20 protein-coding genes are annotated in these 14,867 nt (G+C 69.5%); 14 read left to right on the top strand and 6 right to left on the bottom strand.

Features of this window, described 5'->3' with window-relative positions; genetic code table 11:
- Window positions 1-1,148: glycosyltransferase family 4 protein (locus tag CLM62_RS03435; RefSeq protein ID WP_107483754.1), on the bottom strand; the 1,148-nt coding region annotated here is incomplete at its 3' end.
- 50 nt (window positions 1,149-1,198) lie between these two features.
- Window positions 1,199-2,284, bottom strand: a complete 1,086-nt coding sequence (locus tag CLM62_RS03440; protein WP_095748387.1) for a DUF3344 domain-containing protein — start codon at window positions 2,282-2,284, stop codon at window positions 1,199-1,201.
- A gap of 364 nt (window positions 2,285-2,648) precedes the next feature.
- Here CLM62_RS03440 and CLM62_RS03445 point away from each other — a divergent pair, with 364 nt between their 5' ends.
- The 4 genes from CLM62_RS03445 to CLM62_RS03460 all read left to right on the top strand — a co-directional run bounded on the left by CLM62_RS03445 (window position 2,649) and on the right by CLM62_RS03460 (window position 5,686).
- On the top strand, window positions 2,649-3,284 hold the full coding sequence (locus CLM62_RS03445; protein WP_179381920.1) for a hypothetical protein: 636 nt from the start codon (window positions 2,649-2,651) through the stop codon (window positions 3,282-3,284).
- A gap of 663 nt (window positions 3,285-3,947) precedes the next feature.
- Window positions 3,948-4,130 carry a hypothetical protein gene (locus CLM62_RS03450; RefSeq protein ID WP_095748388.1) on the top strand — a complete coding sequence of 61 codons (183 nt, stop codon included), beginning with the start codon at window positions 3,948-3,950 and terminating at the stop codon, window positions 4,128-4,130.
- 202 nt (window positions 4,131-4,332) lie between these two features.
- Window positions 4,333-4,836, top strand: a complete 504-nt coding sequence (locus tag CLM62_RS03455; RefSeq protein ID WP_095748389.1) for a tyrosinase family oxidase copper chaperone — start codon at window positions 4,333-4,335, stop codon at window positions 4,834-4,836.
- On the top strand, window positions 4,820-5,686 hold the full coding sequence (locus tag CLM62_RS03460; RefSeq protein WP_095748390.1) for a tyrosinase family protein: 867 nt from the start codon (window positions 4,820-4,822) through the stop codon (window positions 5,684-5,686). Before CLM62_RS03455 ends, CLM62_RS03460 begins: the two co-directional genes overlap by 17 nt.
- A 71-nt stretch (window positions 5,687-5,757) precedes the next feature.
- Here the strand turns inward: CLM62_RS03460 and CLM62_RS03465 are convergent, their stop codons facing one another.
- Entirely contained in the window at window positions 5,758-6,099 is a 342-nt protein-coding gene (locus tag CLM62_RS03465; protein ID WP_095748391.1) for a chaplin, read from the bottom strand.
- Window positions 6,100-6,387: 288 nt separating this feature from the next.
- Between CLM62_RS03465 and CLM62_RS03470 the strand changes: the two genes are divergently transcribed.
- The 8 genes from CLM62_RS03470 (at window position 6,388) to CLM62_RS49700 (ending at window position 9,829) form a co-directional block, all read left to right on the top strand.
- Window positions 6,388-6,615 carry a hypothetical protein gene (locus tag CLM62_RS03470; RefSeq protein WP_095748392.1) on the top strand — a complete coding sequence of 76 codons (228 nt, stop codon included), beginning with the start codon at window positions 6,388-6,390 and terminating at the stop codon, window positions 6,613-6,615.
- 258 nt (window positions 6,616-6,873) lie between these two features.
- Entirely contained in the window at window positions 6,874-7,152 is a 279-nt protein-coding gene (locus CLM62_RS03475; RefSeq protein ID WP_095748393.1) for a hypothetical protein, read from the top strand.
- A gap of 230 nt (window positions 7,153-7,382) precedes the next feature.
- Window positions 7,383-7,664, top strand: coding sequence for a hypothetical protein (locus CLM62_RS03480; protein ID WP_095748394.1), 282 nt, complete (start codon window positions 7,383-7,385; stop codon window positions 7,662-7,664).
- A gap of 232 nt (window positions 7,665-7,896) precedes the next feature.
- Entirely contained in the window at window positions 7,897-8,169 is a 273-nt protein-coding gene (locus CLM62_RS03485; protein ID WP_095748395.1) for a hypothetical protein, read from the top strand.
- 143 nt (window positions 8,170-8,312) lie between these two features.
- Window positions 8,313-8,639 (top strand): hypothetical protein, encoded by a 327-nt coding sequence (locus tag CLM62_RS03490; RefSeq protein WP_095748396.1) that lies wholly within the window; start codon window positions 8,313-8,315, stop codon window positions 8,637-8,639.
- A gap of 245 nt (window positions 8,640-8,884) precedes the next feature.
- Window positions 8,885-9,154 carry a hypothetical protein gene (locus CLM62_RS03495; RefSeq protein WP_095748397.1) on the top strand — a complete coding sequence of 90 codons (270 nt, stop codon included), beginning with the start codon at window positions 8,885-8,887 and terminating at the stop codon, window positions 9,152-9,154.
- 147 nt (window positions 9,155-9,301) lie between these two features.
- Window positions 9,302-9,604 (top strand): hypothetical protein, encoded by a 303-nt coding sequence (locus tag CLM62_RS03500; RefSeq protein ID WP_095748398.1) that lies wholly within the window; start codon window positions 9,302-9,304, stop codon window positions 9,602-9,604.
- A gap of 111 nt (window positions 9,605-9,715) precedes the next feature.
- On the top strand, window positions 9,716-9,829 hold the full coding sequence (locus CLM62_RS49700; RefSeq protein ID WP_179381919.1) for an NAD-binding protein: 114 nt from the start codon (window positions 9,716-9,718) through the stop codon (window positions 9,827-9,829).
- A 136-nt stretch (window positions 9,830-9,965) separates the two neighbouring features.
- Here CLM62_RS49700 and CLM62_RS50990 read toward each other — a convergent pair whose 3' ends face one another.
- Window positions 9,966-10,436 carry an alpha/beta hydrolase gene (locus CLM62_RS50990; RefSeq protein ID WP_257003643.1) on the bottom strand — a complete coding sequence of 157 codons (471 nt, stop codon included), beginning with the start codon at window positions 10,434-10,436 and terminating at the stop codon, window positions 9,966-9,968.
- Here CLM62_RS50990 and CLM62_RS50655 point away from each other — a divergent pair.
- Window positions 10,435-10,563: a GPP34 family phosphoprotein gene (locus CLM62_RS50655; protein ID WP_218835550.1), complete on the top strand. Its 129-nt coding sequence runs from the start codon at window positions 10,435-10,437 to the stop codon at window positions 10,561-10,563. The genes CLM62_RS50990 and CLM62_RS50655 overlap by 2 nt on opposite strands.
- 443 nt (window positions 10,564-11,006) lie before the next feature.
- Here CLM62_RS50655 and CLM62_RS03510 read toward each other — a convergent pair whose 3' ends face one another.
- The gene (locus CLM62_RS03510) at window positions 11,007-12,149 is read right to left on the bottom strand and encodes an acetamidase/formamidase family protein (protein WP_095748399.1); all 1,143 of its coding nucleotides are present in this window, start codon (window positions 12,147-12,149) and stop codon (window positions 11,007-11,009) included.
- Window positions 12,150-12,255: 106 nt separating this feature from the next.
- Here CLM62_RS03510 and CLM62_RS49205 point away from each other — a divergent pair, with 106 nt between their 5' ends.
- On the top strand, window positions 12,256-12,471 hold the full coding sequence (locus CLM62_RS49205) for a hypothetical protein (RefSeq protein ID WP_143658912.1): 216 nt from the start codon (window positions 12,256-12,258) through the stop codon (window positions 12,469-12,471).
- 157 nt (window positions 12,472-12,628) lie between these two features.
- Here CLM62_RS49205 and CLM62_RS03515 read toward each other — a convergent pair whose 3' ends face one another.
- A complete protein-coding gene (locus tag CLM62_RS03515; protein WP_179381921.1) occupies window positions 12,629-14,854 on the bottom strand; it encodes a cytochrome P450 in 2,226 nt (741 codons plus the stop codon).
- Between the last annotated feature and the right edge of the window lie 13 nt (window positions 14,855-14,867).

Consider the following 14,867-nt stretch of genomic DNA (forward strand, 5'->3'; position numbering starts at 1 on the left):
GCACCGTCGGTGGCGGGCCAGGTGCCGAGCAGGTCGCGGTAGACGTCCGCGAACGCCTCGGCGGTGTGCCGTACGTCGTGGGTGGACAGCACGTGCCGGCGGCCCCGGTTGCCGAGCGACTCGCGCAGCGGCGGGTCGAGCAGCAGCTCGGTGACGGCGTCGGCCAGCACCGCCGGGTTCTCCGGCGGGACCAGGCACCGGCCGGCGAAGGAGGGCGGCAGGCTCTCGCGGGCGCCGTCGACGTCCGTGACCACCACGGGCCGCCCGCAGGCCATCGCCTCCAGCGGGGCCAGCGCCATGCCCTCCCAGCGGGACGGCAGGACGACGAGGTCGGCGGCCTGGTACCAGGGGGCGGCGTCGGTGACGGCTCCCGCGAACAGCACGGACTCCGGGGCGACTTCGCGCAGCCGGTCACGGTCCGGTCCGTCGCCGACCAGGACGAGGCGGGCGTCGGGCACCCGCTGCGCGACGGCGTCCCACGCCCGCAGCAGGTGGTCCTGCCCCTTCTGCCGGCACAGCCGCCCCACGCAGACGGCGAGCGGCGCCGCCGGGGGGACGTCGGCGAGCGGTGCGAGCCCGGCCCGTACGGCGGTGGCGTCGGCCGGGTGGAAGCGCTCGGGATCGATGCCGTTGGGAACGACGGTCCACCGGCCGGCGATCTTGGCGCGCACGCCGGTCGCGCGTTCCGCCTCGCTCACACACACCATCCGTGCGGCCCAACGCGCCCCGAATCGCTCCCATCTGAGCGCCAGGGCCGCGGTGCCCCCGCCGACCGCCTCGAACGACCAGGCGTGCGGCTGGAAGACCGTCGGAATCCGCCCGCGCACCGCGAGCCGGCCGGCGAGCCCGGCCTTCGCGCTGTGCGCGTGCACCAGATGGGGGCGTACCTCGTCGATCACCCGTGCCAGGTGCCGTACCTCCCGTACGAGCGACGGCCCCGGCGACCGCGTCGCGGGCCAGGGCCGTACGTTCGCGCCGAGTGCCCGCAGTTGTGCGGTGAGGGCGCTGTCGGGGCAGGCCACGGTGACGTCCACGCCGTCCGCCAGCTGTGCCCGGGCCAGGTCCGTCACGACACGCGCGACCCCGCCGTCCACCGGTTGGGTGAGGTGCAGGATCCGCGGCCGGGGGTCGGCGGATGACATATGCATATGCGCGGCTTCCTCGCTCACAAAGGCGCTCGGGGCGGTCGGCGACGGGCTCATCGCTGGGCGTCGACGGCGACGAAGAGCACACCGGCCCACGCCGCGTCCTGCTCGGACTGGAGCCGGAAGGTCACCTGGTCACCCGCCTGTTGCAGGCCTCTTCCGAGATCGAACACGTCGGAGTCGTAGCCGAGGGTGTTGGCGTACGCCGGCACACGCGCCGGATCCGATCCGGGCTGAGTGATGGTGGAGTTCAGGACGTCGTCCTGGGGGTTGGCGTCGTTGCTGAGGGCGATGGAGCCGGACCCGGTCGTCAGGGTGAGCGAGTCGCCGTTGGTGCCGCGGTCGCCGTTGTACGCCACCAGTCCCGCGCGGCCCCCCGCACCCGCGGGGAAGTTCAGGCCCTGCACGCGGATCTCCTGTGCGCCGGACCTCAGCGAGGTGAAGCCGTCCCAGAGCGCGAGGTGCCGCAGCGGCTCCGCCGCGTTCTCGTACGCCACCACCAGCGTCCAGCCGCCCCAGGCCCCGGCCCCCGATTTGCCCATGGCCACGTTGACCTGCGCCACGGTGTACAGCCCCGGCCCGCCCTCCCGCACCATCCGCGTGACGTCCGCCGAGGCCTGGAAGGCGTCCGCGCCGTCCGCCACGCGGTGTCCGACGACCGTGTCCGCGAGGACTTCCTTGTACTCCCCGCCGGGTTCGGCGATCAGCACCCGCCCGTTGTCCTCCGGCGGCTTCTGTTCGCCGACGCGCAGGTTGCCGCCCCAGTACAGGCGCGCGTACGTCACCTGGGAGCCGCTCGGCAGGCGGACCTCCGCGCGGGAGGAGTTGTAGGTGTTCGGGTCGCGGTCGACGTCGATGTAGAACATGTCGAAGTCGCCGTTCACCCCGCGCCCGCCGTCCCGCACGTCCGAGCAGGAAGGTGCCGCCATCTGCGTGCAGCTGATGCTGGCGTTGGCCGCACGTACGAAGCCGCCGTGCTGGTGCGCGTGGTACCTCTGGGCGAACGCGAGGCTGCTCGCCTCCGGTGCGGGTGCCGCGGCCGGCGCGGCAGTCGGGGAGCCGCCGGGTACCCACATCGCGGCAAGGGCGAGGACGCCCACGGTCGCACCGCGAAACAGCGGACGCAGGGAATGGCGCATGACCGTCGATGCCCTTTCGGAACAGGTGGCGGTGGCAGCGGCGGTAAGGGTGCGCTGTGTCCGCCCGGAGGGGTGCGTTCGAGACGTCCGAACCCTAGTCGCTAACCAGACAAATATGGTGAAACCCGACAAGTGTGTCGGATCTGTGAACCTCGTCCTCTGGCTTGCCGTCGGGGAATGTCATGGCCGGTGTCGTTCCCCCGAACGGGCGCCAGGGCGCAGTCGGTCTGACATACCGTCTGATCAGGCAGGGCGCGGCGACAGGGGGAAATGCGGGAGCCCGAAAAACATATGAGCGGTTGCGGGAAGTCATGGGCGCTTTCACCGTGGGCTCAAGATCCCACGCCCGTCGAAAGGAATCCCCATGCGCATCGCGTCCAGCGCACTGTGCGCCGCCCTCCTGGTCGGGATCACCGGCCCCGTCGCCATGGCGGCCGACTCGGCCCGCGAGCACAGCCATGTGGCGTCGCCCGATGAACGGCTCCCCGGCGCTGACGCGCGCCTCGCGCTGGTCAGGAAACTGGGAGGCGAGCTCACCCCGGTCGCCGACCTACTGAAGGCCGTGCTCGAGGAGGACGACGGCCAACTGCCCCCCGACAAGGCCAGAAAACTGGGAGCCGCCGCGAAGGACGCCCTGGCCAAGGCGGCCGCCAAGGCTCCGAAGACGGACGCGCCGCTGCCGGCTCCCGCCCGGCCCGCCGCGGAGCTCGGGACATCCGAGCGCAGTGCCGCCGACGAGACGAGTGACGCGCTGGACGCCCTGCAGGATGCCCTCGACGCTCTCCTGGAGGCGATCACCTCCGGTGTCGACACCGAGGTGCTTCCGTCGGTCGACGGGCTGCTGACCGGGCTGGACACCCTCCTCGACGAGCTGATCGACATCGGCCTGTCCATTCTGCCGCTGTCCAGCGCATCGGATTCGACGTCGCTGTCTTCGGTGCAGACCGTCACGGTCAATGGGAATACGGTGTCGACGACGGTGCTGCGGCCCGCTTTGTGAGCGTCGCATGAGCGTCGTATCGGTACGGCTCTCACTCGTCCGGTCGTGGTGCCGGCCTCCGGGCCGGCACCACGACTGTTTGTCGTCCCTGACTTTCTCCCGACTTTCCTCTGGTCTTATCGCGTTCGGAGGTCGGCCCTTTGAGATCTCATATGAGGACTCGCGATCTTCGGCACCTCCGGTTTCCGCCCCGACCACAGCTCGTTAGGCACGGCGACAGAATCCCTTCCGGTGACTTGCGTTGCCGAAGAAAGGAACACCATGAAGTCCCTTAAGGCTGCCGCCGTCTTTGCCGGGTCCTTGATCGCTGCCGGTGCCGCAACGCCGGCGTTCGCCCACAACGTCCCGGCCCCGGCCCCGGGCATGGCGCCCACTGGTCAGAGCGCCCCCGACATGGCGTACCACGCCCAGAGTGCTCCGGCGGCGCCTGCCCCGCAGAGTGCTCCGGTGGCTTACCCCGCCCAGAGTGCCCCCGTGGCGCCTGCCCCGCAGAGTGCTCCGGCGGCGCCTGCCCCGCAGAGTGCTCCGGTGGCTTACCCCGCCCAGAGTGCCCCCGTGGCGCCCGCCCCCCAGAGCGCTCCGGTGGCGCCTGCCCCGCAGAGTGCCCCGGTTGCCCCGGCCCCGCAGAGCGCCCCCGCGCCGGCCCCGCAAAGTGCCCCTGTCGTGTCCACCGGCCAGGCCGCCCCCGACCTGGCGTCCACCGGCCTCAGCGGCGACCTGAACACCAGGGTCCCCGGCCTGACCCAGTCGGGCGCCCTCGGCAATGCCTCGCTGGTCCACTCCGCGAAGGAGGCAGCGACTGTGGTGAACGACGTCAAGCCGGTGCACGGCAACCTGTGGCTGTAGGGCTGAGACCGTGCTGTACGGAGGAACGGCCCTCGGAGCTTGAGTCCCGAGGGCCGTTCCTCCGTATGCGCGTTCCTCCGTATGCGCACAGGTGATCACCGGGACGACGATCGGTGATCACTGGACTGGCCGCGCGGCGGTGACCGCGCGGGACGTTCGGCGGTTACGGCTACGGACAACCGAACCGGACGAGGAGTGGCCCATGGTCGTCAGCATCGGCGGAGCACTGGTGGATGGCGCGGACGGAGCGCAGAGCCCGGCGCGGCCCGGACCGACGGGCAGAACCCGACGGGCTGTGGCGCGCGGTCTGCCCGCCTGCGCGCTCGCCGCCGCCCTGGCCCCGGTGTTCGCCGCCCTCCGGCCTCAGCGCCCCGGATCCGGACCCGGAAGCAGCGCGGGCGACACCGTCTTCGACGAGACCTACCGCGGCCGCCGTATCCGCGGTGTATGGACCCCCGCACGCGGCGCGGCCGAGGACGGCCGGTGGCACGTCACCGTGGACGGCCGCCCCCTGCATCTGATGCGCCGCGCCGACGGCACCTGGCTGAGCATGGTCGACCACTACTGCTCGTACCGGACACCGCTCGCAGCCGCCCGCGCCGCCGTCGACGAACTCGGCCCCGGCCAGCGGCTGCGCGACCTGCCTCCGGGACCGGCGGGCGCGGGACACCTGCACATGGGGCACCGTCATGGCGTACGTGCGTAAGGACGCCGCCACGCTCACCCGGGCCGAGAAGCGCCGCTTCGTCAAGGCGCTGCTGGAGCTCAAACGGCGCGGCGAGTACGACGAGTTCGTGCGGATGCACATGGAGTACTTCGCCTCCGACGGCGAGCACGGACTGCGCGCCGCGCACATGGCGCCCTCCTTCCTGCCGTGGCACCGTCAGTTCGTTCTCGAGCTGGAGCGCGCGCTGCGCCGGGTGGACTCGTCGGTGACCGTGCCGTACTGGGACTGGACGCGCGACCGCACGACCACCTCCGCACCCTGGACGGCGGACCTCCTCGGCGGCAACGGGCGCCGCTCCGACCACCGGGTGACGACCGGTCCGTTCGCCCATGGAGAGGGCAACTGGACTCTCAAGGAGGGCGTGACCGAAGGGGCGTTCCTCACCCGGGACCTCGGACGCCCCCGCGCCCCGATCGAGCTGCCCACGAAGAGCGAGCTGGAGTGGGCGCTGAAGGACCCCGTTTACGACACCCCGCCCTGGGACTCGACGTCCGGGAAGGGCTTCCGCAACAAGCTGGAGGGATGGGGCACCGGCGCGGGCAGCTCCTCCTGGCGCAACCACAACCGGGTGCACCGCTGGGTCGGCGGGGCCATGGTCGGCGGCGCCTCCGTCAACGACCCCGTCTTCTGGCTGCACCACGCCTTCGTCGACCTGCAGTGGTACCGCTGGCAGCGCCGGCACCGCGGGGCGCGCTACCTCCCCGCGACACCACCGGGCCGTCGCGACGAGCAGTACGGCCGGATCCTGGCGTCGCACCAGAAGATGCCGCCGTGGGACGTGACGCCGGACGAACTGGAGGACGTCGGCCGGATCTACCGGTACGCGTGAGGTGACGCGGGGGCATGGGGAGAGCCCCGGCGCTCGGGGTGCCGGGGCTCTTGGGGTACGACGACAGACGCTCAGTGGCCGTGGTGAGCCTTCTTGCTGCTCTTCTTCTCGGCCTTCTTCTTCTCGGCGTTCTTGTTGGTGTTCGCGTCGGTCTTGTCGTGCTTCTTGTCGCTGTCGTTCTTGCAGACGTTGCCGAAGGTCGAGTTGAGAAGGCCGACCACGCTGAGAGTGTCCGAGGTGCACGCCTGGATCGGCGCGTGGGTCACGACATTGATCACATTGCCGGACGCGAAGCCGGGCGAGCCGACCGCCGCGGCCTTGCTGCCGGCGTCCGCCACGGCGAGACCGGCCCCGCTGAGCACCATCGCGCCCGTGCCCAGAGCGACAGCGCCAACCTTCGCGATGCGAGACATCACGTTCTCCTTATTGACTCGGGTGAGTGCGGCAGCAGTACGCGCCACCGCACTGCCCGTTCAACGCGACCGTTCCGCACCAGTCACGACGATCGTCCCGGTATCACCCTTTTGAACAGCGGCTTCGCCGTACGGGCTGTGGCCCGGCAGCGCCCACCATGCCCGTTTTCAAGAAACCAACGACATTTGGGCGTTTCATCCTATAAAAGTCATAAATGATCGCCTACAGTAGCGACTGTCAGTGATCAGTCCATCACGGACTGTGCACACATGAGGAACGGAGAGGTAATGCGCAAGTACCAGAAGGCTGCAGTCGTCGTGGCCATGCTCGGCAGCGTCAGCTTCCTTGGCGCCGGCGTCGGCCACGCGGGGGGCAGTCAGAACTGCCAGATGAACGACGACCACGAGGGGATCATCTACCTCGACGACCTCGGCGTGAACGTGAACGTCCTCCTCGCTCACGGCGACCAGGACTACAGCGAGAGGGAGATCATGAACTGCAAGAACGGCCACTGATCACTGATCACTGGTCGCTGATCACTGATCAGGCGATCCAGGCAGACCTCGGGGCTCGGGCCGGGTGTCCGAGCCCCCGGGGGCAAGTTCGCTGTTGGGCCACCCGGCGTGCGCGCGGCAGCGTGATGACATGCATTTTTTCAAGAAACTTGTGCGACTGGGCGTTTCGTCTGGATAAAGGCGCAAAAGCTGCTTATGTTAGCGACTGTCGGTGACCGACCCATCACGGGTTGTGTCCACTCGAGAAACGGAGAGGTAATGCGCAAGTTCCAGAAGGCCGCAGTCGTCGTGGCCATGCTCGGCAGTGTCAGCTTCCTGGGTGCCGGCGTCGGCAACGCTGGGGACGGGGGCGACAAGTTCAAGTTCGACAACAAGCAGAACCAGTCGTGCGGGATGAACGAGGGCTACGAGGGGCTCATCGGTCTCGACGACCTCGCCGTGAACCTGAACCTCATCGCCGCCTACGGTGACGTGGACCAGAGCGAGAAGAAGTCTCAGTCTTGCGGTCAGACCTTCAACGTCGGCAAGCACCACTGATCGACTGATCCAGACGGGCCTCGGGGCCCGGATCATCTGATCCGGGCCCCGAGGGGCACGTTCGCCGTTGGGCCACCCGACGTACGCGCGGCAGCGTCAGGGCATGCATTTTTTCAAGAAACTTATGCGATTGGGCGTTTCATTGGAAAAATCCGCAATGTCCGCTTATGTTAGCGACCGTCGGTGACCGACCCATCACGGGTTGTGTCCACTCGAGAAACGGAGAGGTAATGCGCAAGTACCAGAGGGCCGCAGTCGTCGTGGCCATGCTCGGCAGTGTCAGCTTCCTGGGTGCCGGCATCGGTAACGCTGCGGACGGGGGCGAGAAGTACAAGTTCGACAACAAGCAGAACCAGTCGTGCGACATGAACTACTCGGGCAAGACGCTCGTCGGGGCAGGGGACATCGGCGTCAACGTCGGCGCCGTCCTCGGTTGGGGCGACATGGATCAGAGCGAGAAGGAGTCTCAGTCTTGCGGTCAGGACTTCAAGGTCGGCGGCAAGAAGCACTGATCGGCTGATTCAGGCAGGCCTCGGGGCCCGGACCATCTGGTCCGGGCCCCGAGGCCTTTTTGTTTGACTGTTCACCCGATTTACCTACATCAGTCCCATAACGTGACTTTTAGTAAACGCCTGCGATGGGGTGTTTCGCGCCTCAATAGCCAACACAGGTCCCCTACAGTTGGCGACTGTCAGTGACAAGCCCATTACGGGCTGTGTCGACACGCAGAAGAACGGAGCAGTAATGCGCAAGTTCCAGAAGGCCGCTGTCGTCGTGGCCGCGCTCGGCAGTGTCAGCTTCCTGGGTGCTGGCGTCGGCCAGGCTGCGGACGGGGACCCGAAGGTCAAGATCGACAACAAGCAGAACCAGGCGTGCGAGAACAACGAGGAGTACAAGGGGCTCCTCAAGCTGGGCGACGTCAACCTTGGCCTCGCTGCCATCCTCGGCCTCTCCGAGATCGACAGCAGCGAGCGCTCGTCCGTGACCTGCCAGCAGAGCTTCCTCCTGGGCAGGTGACCACCGGTCAGGTGATCTAGGCAGGTCTCGGGGCTCGGATCAGGTGTCCGAGCCCCGAGGGCTGCCGCCTCTTTGCCGGTCCAAGTGTCCGGAACGACTCCGCCGTTCAGTCGCGGGGAGCAGACCGCAAAGGAAAAGGTTGGATGTTCAGCTCGAAGAAGATCGCAGTGGCAGCGGGAGTGCTGGGGAGCTTTGCTCTGATCGGTGTCGGAGCCGCCCAGGCCTTCGGCCATGAGGCTGCCGGCATGTGCGCCGACGACGGCAAGGGATACGTGCGCTGCGCGGACGTGAGCAAGTCCAAGCTCACCACCGACAAGCGCGGAAACGTCGTCACCGACAGGCGTGGAAACGTCGTCACCGACAAGCGTGGAAACGTCGTCGTCGTCAACGACTCGACGCAGATCTGTCCGGCTTCGCACGGCCAGGTCACCTGCGTCGACAGCGTCGTCGTCCCTCGCGACACATACTGACGCCTTCGTCGATCGGCGTGGGTCCGCTCGCTGTGAACAGCCGCTGTCCGAACGGCGGTTGGCCAGACGCGGCTACCCGGGTCCGGCTGCCTGATGTATGCACAGCAGCGCCATGAAACGCCTTATTTACGGAATTTACGCCACTGGGCGTTTCGTCCGTCAAAAGCACTGAAAGTCGCCTATAGTTGGTGACTGTCGGTGACCAACCCATCACGGGATGTGTCCACTTGAGAAACGGAGAGGTAATGCGCAAGTACCAGAAGGCCGCAGTCGCCATGGCCATGCTCGGCAGCGTCAGCGTCCTGGGCGCGGGTGTCGGTAACGCTGCGGACGGGGATGAGAAGGCCCAGCTCACGAACAAGCAGAACCAGTCCTGCGAGCAGAACGGCGAGTACAAGTCGCTGATCAGCGTCGGTGACGTCATCCTCAACCTCGACATCCTCGGCATGGGTGAGGTCGACAACAGCAAGCGCAAGTCCGTGACCTGCACGCAGAACTTCTCCCTGGGCAGGTAATCACCGGTCAGGTGATCTGGGCAGGCTTCGGGGCTCGAACCAGGTATGCGAGTCCCGAGCCTGCCGCCTGGCTTCTTCGCCGGTCCAAGTGTCCGGAACGACTCCGCCGTTCAGTCGCGGGGGGTCGACCGTAAAGGAAAAGGTTAGATGCTCAGTTCGAAGAAGATCGCAGCGGCAGCGGGAGTGCTGGGGAGCTTTGCTCTGATCGGTGTCGGAGCCGCCCAGGCCTTCGGCCATGGGGCCGCCGGCATGTGCGCCGACGACGGCATGGGCAACGTTCGCTGCGCGGACGTGAGCAAGTCCAAGCTCACCACCGACAAGCGCGGAAAGTTCGTCACCGACAAGCGCGGAAACATCGTCGTCATCAACGACTCGACGCAGACCTGTCCGGCAACAGACAGCCAGGTCACCTGCGTCAGCGACGTCGTCGTCCCCAACAAGAAGGCCTGACGTCGGACTGACGCGGCCGAAGCGCCTGTTGCCCGTCGGCGCCAGTCGCGTCAGTCCACCCGTGCGGCGAAGGATGGCCGGGACCCGATACCGGGTCCCGGCCATCCACGTGTGTGCGGGTCTGCCCCCGGCCAGGAGCTGCCGGCGTCGATGCTCGTGCTCGGCGGGGGTGCCATCGGCGTCGAACTCGCCCAGGTCTTCGCGGCTCTGGGAGCGCTTGGCTGAGCCGGTGGCGCGCCATGCCCGGGCCGTAGCGGTGATGCTACGGCCCCACCAGCGGCGTACGGCCGAGCGGTTGCCGTGAGGAAGGCGGTGCGGGCGGACGCCGTACGGGAGTCCGTCCGCACCGCCCGTCGCCCTGTCAGCGCGTCGCGCGTACCGCGTCACGGATCACGTCGGCGACCTTCTTGGGCTGGGACACCGCCACGGCGTGCGAGGGGCCCTCGAGTTCGACGATCGTGGCCCCGGCACGCTTGGCGCCGAAGCGCTGGACCTCGGGGTTGATCGCCCGGTCCGCGCCGGCCACGAGGGCCCAGGACGGCTTCGTCTGCCACGCCGCCGCCGTGGCCGTCTCCTCGAACACCGCTGCGGCCAGCGGGCGTTGCGCCGCCGCCAGGACCTTGGTGACGGGGGCAGGGACGTCCGCGGCGAAGAACGGCGTACGGCCAACTCCTGACGCAGGGGCTCCGGGCCCGCCATAGTGCTGCGAATGTTCCTCGGGATCTGGTTCGGCCACCCGGTCCGGAAGGACCCCGCCGCCGAAGCCGAAGTGCCCTATGGGGGAGAACCGGATGAAGACCGATGGCACCTCCAGCCTTTGCGGAGACTTCATGCCGGCTGTGTACCTGGACGGACAAGGCCGTGTTCCCGGCTATCGCACCGGCCTCGGCTTCGGCCTGAGCGGCGCGATGCTGATGGAACTCGCACTGGACGGCTTCATCCACACCGTCGACGGATAAATCGTCGCCGTCCACGGTGCACAGCCGCATGACCGCGCGCTCGGCGAGGTTCTCGCGCGGATCCGGTCCTCTCGCAAGCTGCGCACGGCATCGGAGTGGGTCAGGGCCCGTTCGCACGCCGAGACGGTTGCCGTTGCCGACCGGATGGGCTCGTCGCTACGACGTCCTGCGCGGGGAGAGACGGGATGCCGCGGTCCGGTCTCTCGGCGGTGCGGCCGATTCCTCCGAGCGCTTGGTCGCGCTGGCGAGTGCGTGCGGTGCCGCGTCGGGCGGTCGGGAGTGGAGCGAGTCCGAGGCGACGCCGCGGTCCATGAGACCGGCCTGCGCCCAGATCCTGACCGCGGTCGCCGCCTGTGTGTCGCTCGCGGCGCTCTCTTCGTGGAACTGAACCCGCCGCCCGGTCCCTTTCGCCGTGCCGCGGCGGGAATCGGCGCAACCGCCGGTCAGCGCGGTCGGTCGACCTCGCGGAAGTCGGACTTGCGGATCCTTGCGTGGACGCCCTTCACGTCGTCGACGACCTGGGAGACCGCGAAGTCGCCTGCCGCGCTGAGGTAGGCCATCGCCAGGTGGCGGTCGATGCCGTAGTCGGTGGTGAGCAGGTCCAGTGCGCAGCGCACGCAATCGCGCATCGCCTCGCCCAGGTCCTTGTCCAGGCCGATCGGCACCAGGTAGTCGTCCGTCTCGGCGAACGGGGCGACGCGGCCGTGGCCGGGCCGCAGAGCCGCACCGCCCGGCACCACCTCGAGCTTCACGGTGGCGCGCAACGACGCCTCGAACGCGGTGAGGGCGACCTCGCCGTCGCCCTGAGCGAAGTGGGGGTCACCGAAGTAGACCAGCGCGTCGTCGACCTGCACCGGGAGGAACAGCGTGGCGCCCTCGCCGAGCAGGGAGATGTCGATGTTGCCCCCGTGGCGCCCCGGCGGCACCGAGTGCGGCCGCTCGTCCCCGGGTACCGCCACGCCCATCACGCCGAGGAACGGCCGCAGCGGGAAGCGCAGTGAGCCGCGGGAGGGGTCCGTCGGATCCACCGCCATCCGGCCCCACGCGCCGTGGCGATCCGCGTGTGCCGTGGCGAAGGTGAACACGGGACCGGGCAGCGACGGCATCTCGCCGGGGAGTGCGCCGAAGCCGTGGCGTGCGGAGACCATGCCGTACGGAACCCGCGGAGTGAGGCCGAGGACGGTCACGGCGAGCAGATCGCCGGGCCGGGCGCCGGCCACGGCGATCGGCCCGGTGACAAGGTGCGGCCCGTCCTCGTCGAAGTCGTGCGGCATACCCGAGTCCGCCACCTGCTGGGCGTCGTCGAGCACATGGCCGCCGCTGACGCCGTAACGGCCGAAGAACTGGGCGGGGTCGCGGCCCTGGTCCTCGAGAACTCCCTCGTGGCTGAGCGTGTCGACCGTGACGACGGAGCCCGGTCGCACGACCGCGCACGGTGCGTCCGCCTCGCACGGAAGGCGACCCCACAGCGTGTTCCCGGGCGTGGCCGGGACGTAGGTCCTCGACGCGATCGCTCCGTGGCCGGGCTGGAGGATCGGGAATCCGGTCGCGGCGACGTCGAGGAGGGGCGAATCGGTCGCTGTCATGGCCCACCTTTCATGGAGTGGAAGGGCTGGCCCGACGCTAAGAACGTCCCGTTGCCCTGGTGTTTCCGGTGGGGGTCCGGGCGGTAACGCTGTCTCGTATGGCAACATGCCATCTCGTAATGAGGACCGGTGGAGGGGTCCTGGACTGCTGTGCGCCGACACGCTCGCCGGCGCGGTCACGGCGGTTGCTTCGGAGGTCGGCTGCGAGCCGGTGCCGCGTGCCGCCGTGGTCGTGCCGCCGTGGTCGGCTGCGGCGTGCTGGCCGGCGTCCGGCTTCGGCGTGCTTGCCGGCGTCCGGCTGGGTATCCGCGCCTTCGGCTGACCCGCGTGGCTGCGGGCAGGGCCGGTGGATCGTCAGGCCGTGCCGGCCCGGCTACCGCGCGAGTCCCACGGCGAACGTGGCGTCCGCTGTCGTACCCGCGCGCAGCCGGCCGGCTGACGGCTCACAGGCCGGAGACGGCTCAGAGGTCGAGGACGGCTCAGAGGTCGAGGACGAGTCGGTCGCCCTGACACCGGCCGACACAGATCATCATGCTGCGCCCGGCAAGCCGTTCCTCGTCGCTGAGCACGGAGTCCCGGTGCTCCGGCGCCCCGGCGAGCACCCGGGTCTCGCAGGCGCCGCAGTATCCCTTCTCGCAGTCGTAGGACAGGCCGCTCACGGCATCGCGCAGGACTTCGATGAGGCGGCGGTCGGCCGGCACGGTGAGCGTGACTCCCGTGCGTGCGAGCTGGACCGCGAAGGTCCGGTTCTCCGTGGCGTCGAACGCCGTCTCGAGGTCGTCGCCGGCCGTGAAGCGCTCCAGATGCAGCCGGTCGGTGAGGTCCAGGCGGGCGCACTCACGCTCGACGGCCGCCAGCATCGGCGCCGGCCCGCACGCGAAGACGGCGGTGTCCGCGTCCAGCTCGCCCAGCAGCCGGGGGAGGTCCGGCAGCCCGGCCTCGTCCTGCGGGAGCAGGGTGAGCGCGTCGCCGGCGACGGCGGCGAGTTCGTCGGCGAACGCCATCGTCGAGCGGGTGCGGCCGCCGTACACGACGGTGAAGGGCGTTCCGCGTCCGGCGGCCTCGCGGACCATGGCGAGGATCGGTGTGACGCCGATGCCGCCGGCGAGGAACAGGTAGGACGGCGCCGGCGTGAGCGGGAAGTGGTTGCGCGGCCCGCGTACCGCGAAGGTGGCTCCCGGGCGGGCGAGTTCATGGAGTTCGGCCGACCCGCCCCGGCCCTGGGGCTCGCGCAGGACGCCGATGCGCCACGTCGTGGTGTCGGCGGGGTCACCGCACAGCGAGTACTGACGCAGCCTGCCCGAGGGAAGACGCAGCTCGACGTGCGCGCCGGGCCGCCACGCGGGGAGTTCGCCTCCGTCCGGCAGGCCGAGGTCGACGGCGAGGACGTCCTGCGCTGCGGCGCGCACCGCGGTCACCCGCAGTGGGGTGGGCGTGTTCAGCGCGCGGACCGAGCCTGCCGCTGCCCTCGCCCGGGGACCGGGCGTGAAGACCGCCGGGATCGCGTCCCAGCCGGACTGGTTGCCGCGCGTCGGGTAGGCGACGAGCCCCTCGTCGATCACCCGGTAGTCGGGCAGTCGGGTCAGGACCTGCGTCATCATCGCGCGGAACATGGCTCGGGCGAGGTGCGCGCCGGCGCACCGGTGGGATCCGATCCCGAAGCTGAGGTGCCGGCTGGCGTCGCGGTCCAGCCGTACCTGCTCGGGGTCGGGGAAGACGGAGGGGTCGTGGTTCGCGGCGACCCACGGGATCAGCACCCGGTCGCCCGCGTGCATCGGGCAGCCGGCGACCTCGACGTCCCCGGTGACCGTGCGCGCCATCGATTGCGACGGGGCGAAGGCGCGCAGGAACTCCTCGGTCGCGGTGTCCAGCAGATCGGGGGAGTCGATCAGCCTCTGGCGCTGCTCGGGGTGGCGAGCGAGGTGGACGAGGGTCGAACCGGTCAGGGAGGTGGTGGTGTCGACGCCGCCGGCGATGAGCAGGCCGGTCACCGACACCAGCTCGTCCTCGCCGAACTCGCTGCCGTCGGCGCGCCGGCCGGCCACCAGTGCGCTGACCGCGTCGTCCTGTGGCGCGGAGCGGCGCTCGGCGATCAGCTCGCGGATGCGCTGATCCATGTAGGCCAGTCCGGCGGCCCCGCGCACGGCGCGCTCGCTGGCGGCCGGTGCGGCGAAGATGTCGTGGATCGGCCCGGCCAGCTTCGCCCAGTCCTCCTCGGGGAAACCGAGCCAGTCCAAGGTCACCGCGGCCGGCAGCGGGTTGGTGAGGTCACGGACGAAGTCGCAGGAGCCGAGCTCGACGAAGTCGTCCACGATACGGGCCGCGTGGCGCTCGATCATGGGCACCAGCCGCTCGACCGCCTCCGGAGTGAGCAGCGGGTTGATCAGTTGCCGGTACTCGGTCGACCGCGGCGGGTCGAGCTCGATCGGATACTGATCGAGCCCCGGTCCCTTGGGGATGACGATGCCGACCCCCTGGCCGCCGTGGTCGCTGCGGGCCGAGGAGAACGTCGCGTCGTCGCGGGCGATGCGGGCCACGTCGGCATACCGCGTCGTGTAGGTGAAGCCGCCGTGGGCGGTAGAACGGCCTACCGGGCAGGACTCGCGGAAGCGCGCGTAGTAGGCGACCGGATCGGCGTTGGCCTCGGCGGAGTGGTGGTCGAAGTCGATGTCGGCGGACGTTTCGGCGGACGTTTCGGCGGACATGGTGGGCACGCTC

The organism is Streptomyces sp. SA15 (assembly GCF_002291145.1).
Taxonomy (GTDB): domain Bacteria; phylum Actinomycetota; class Actinomycetes; order Streptomycetales; family Streptomycetaceae; genus Streptomyces.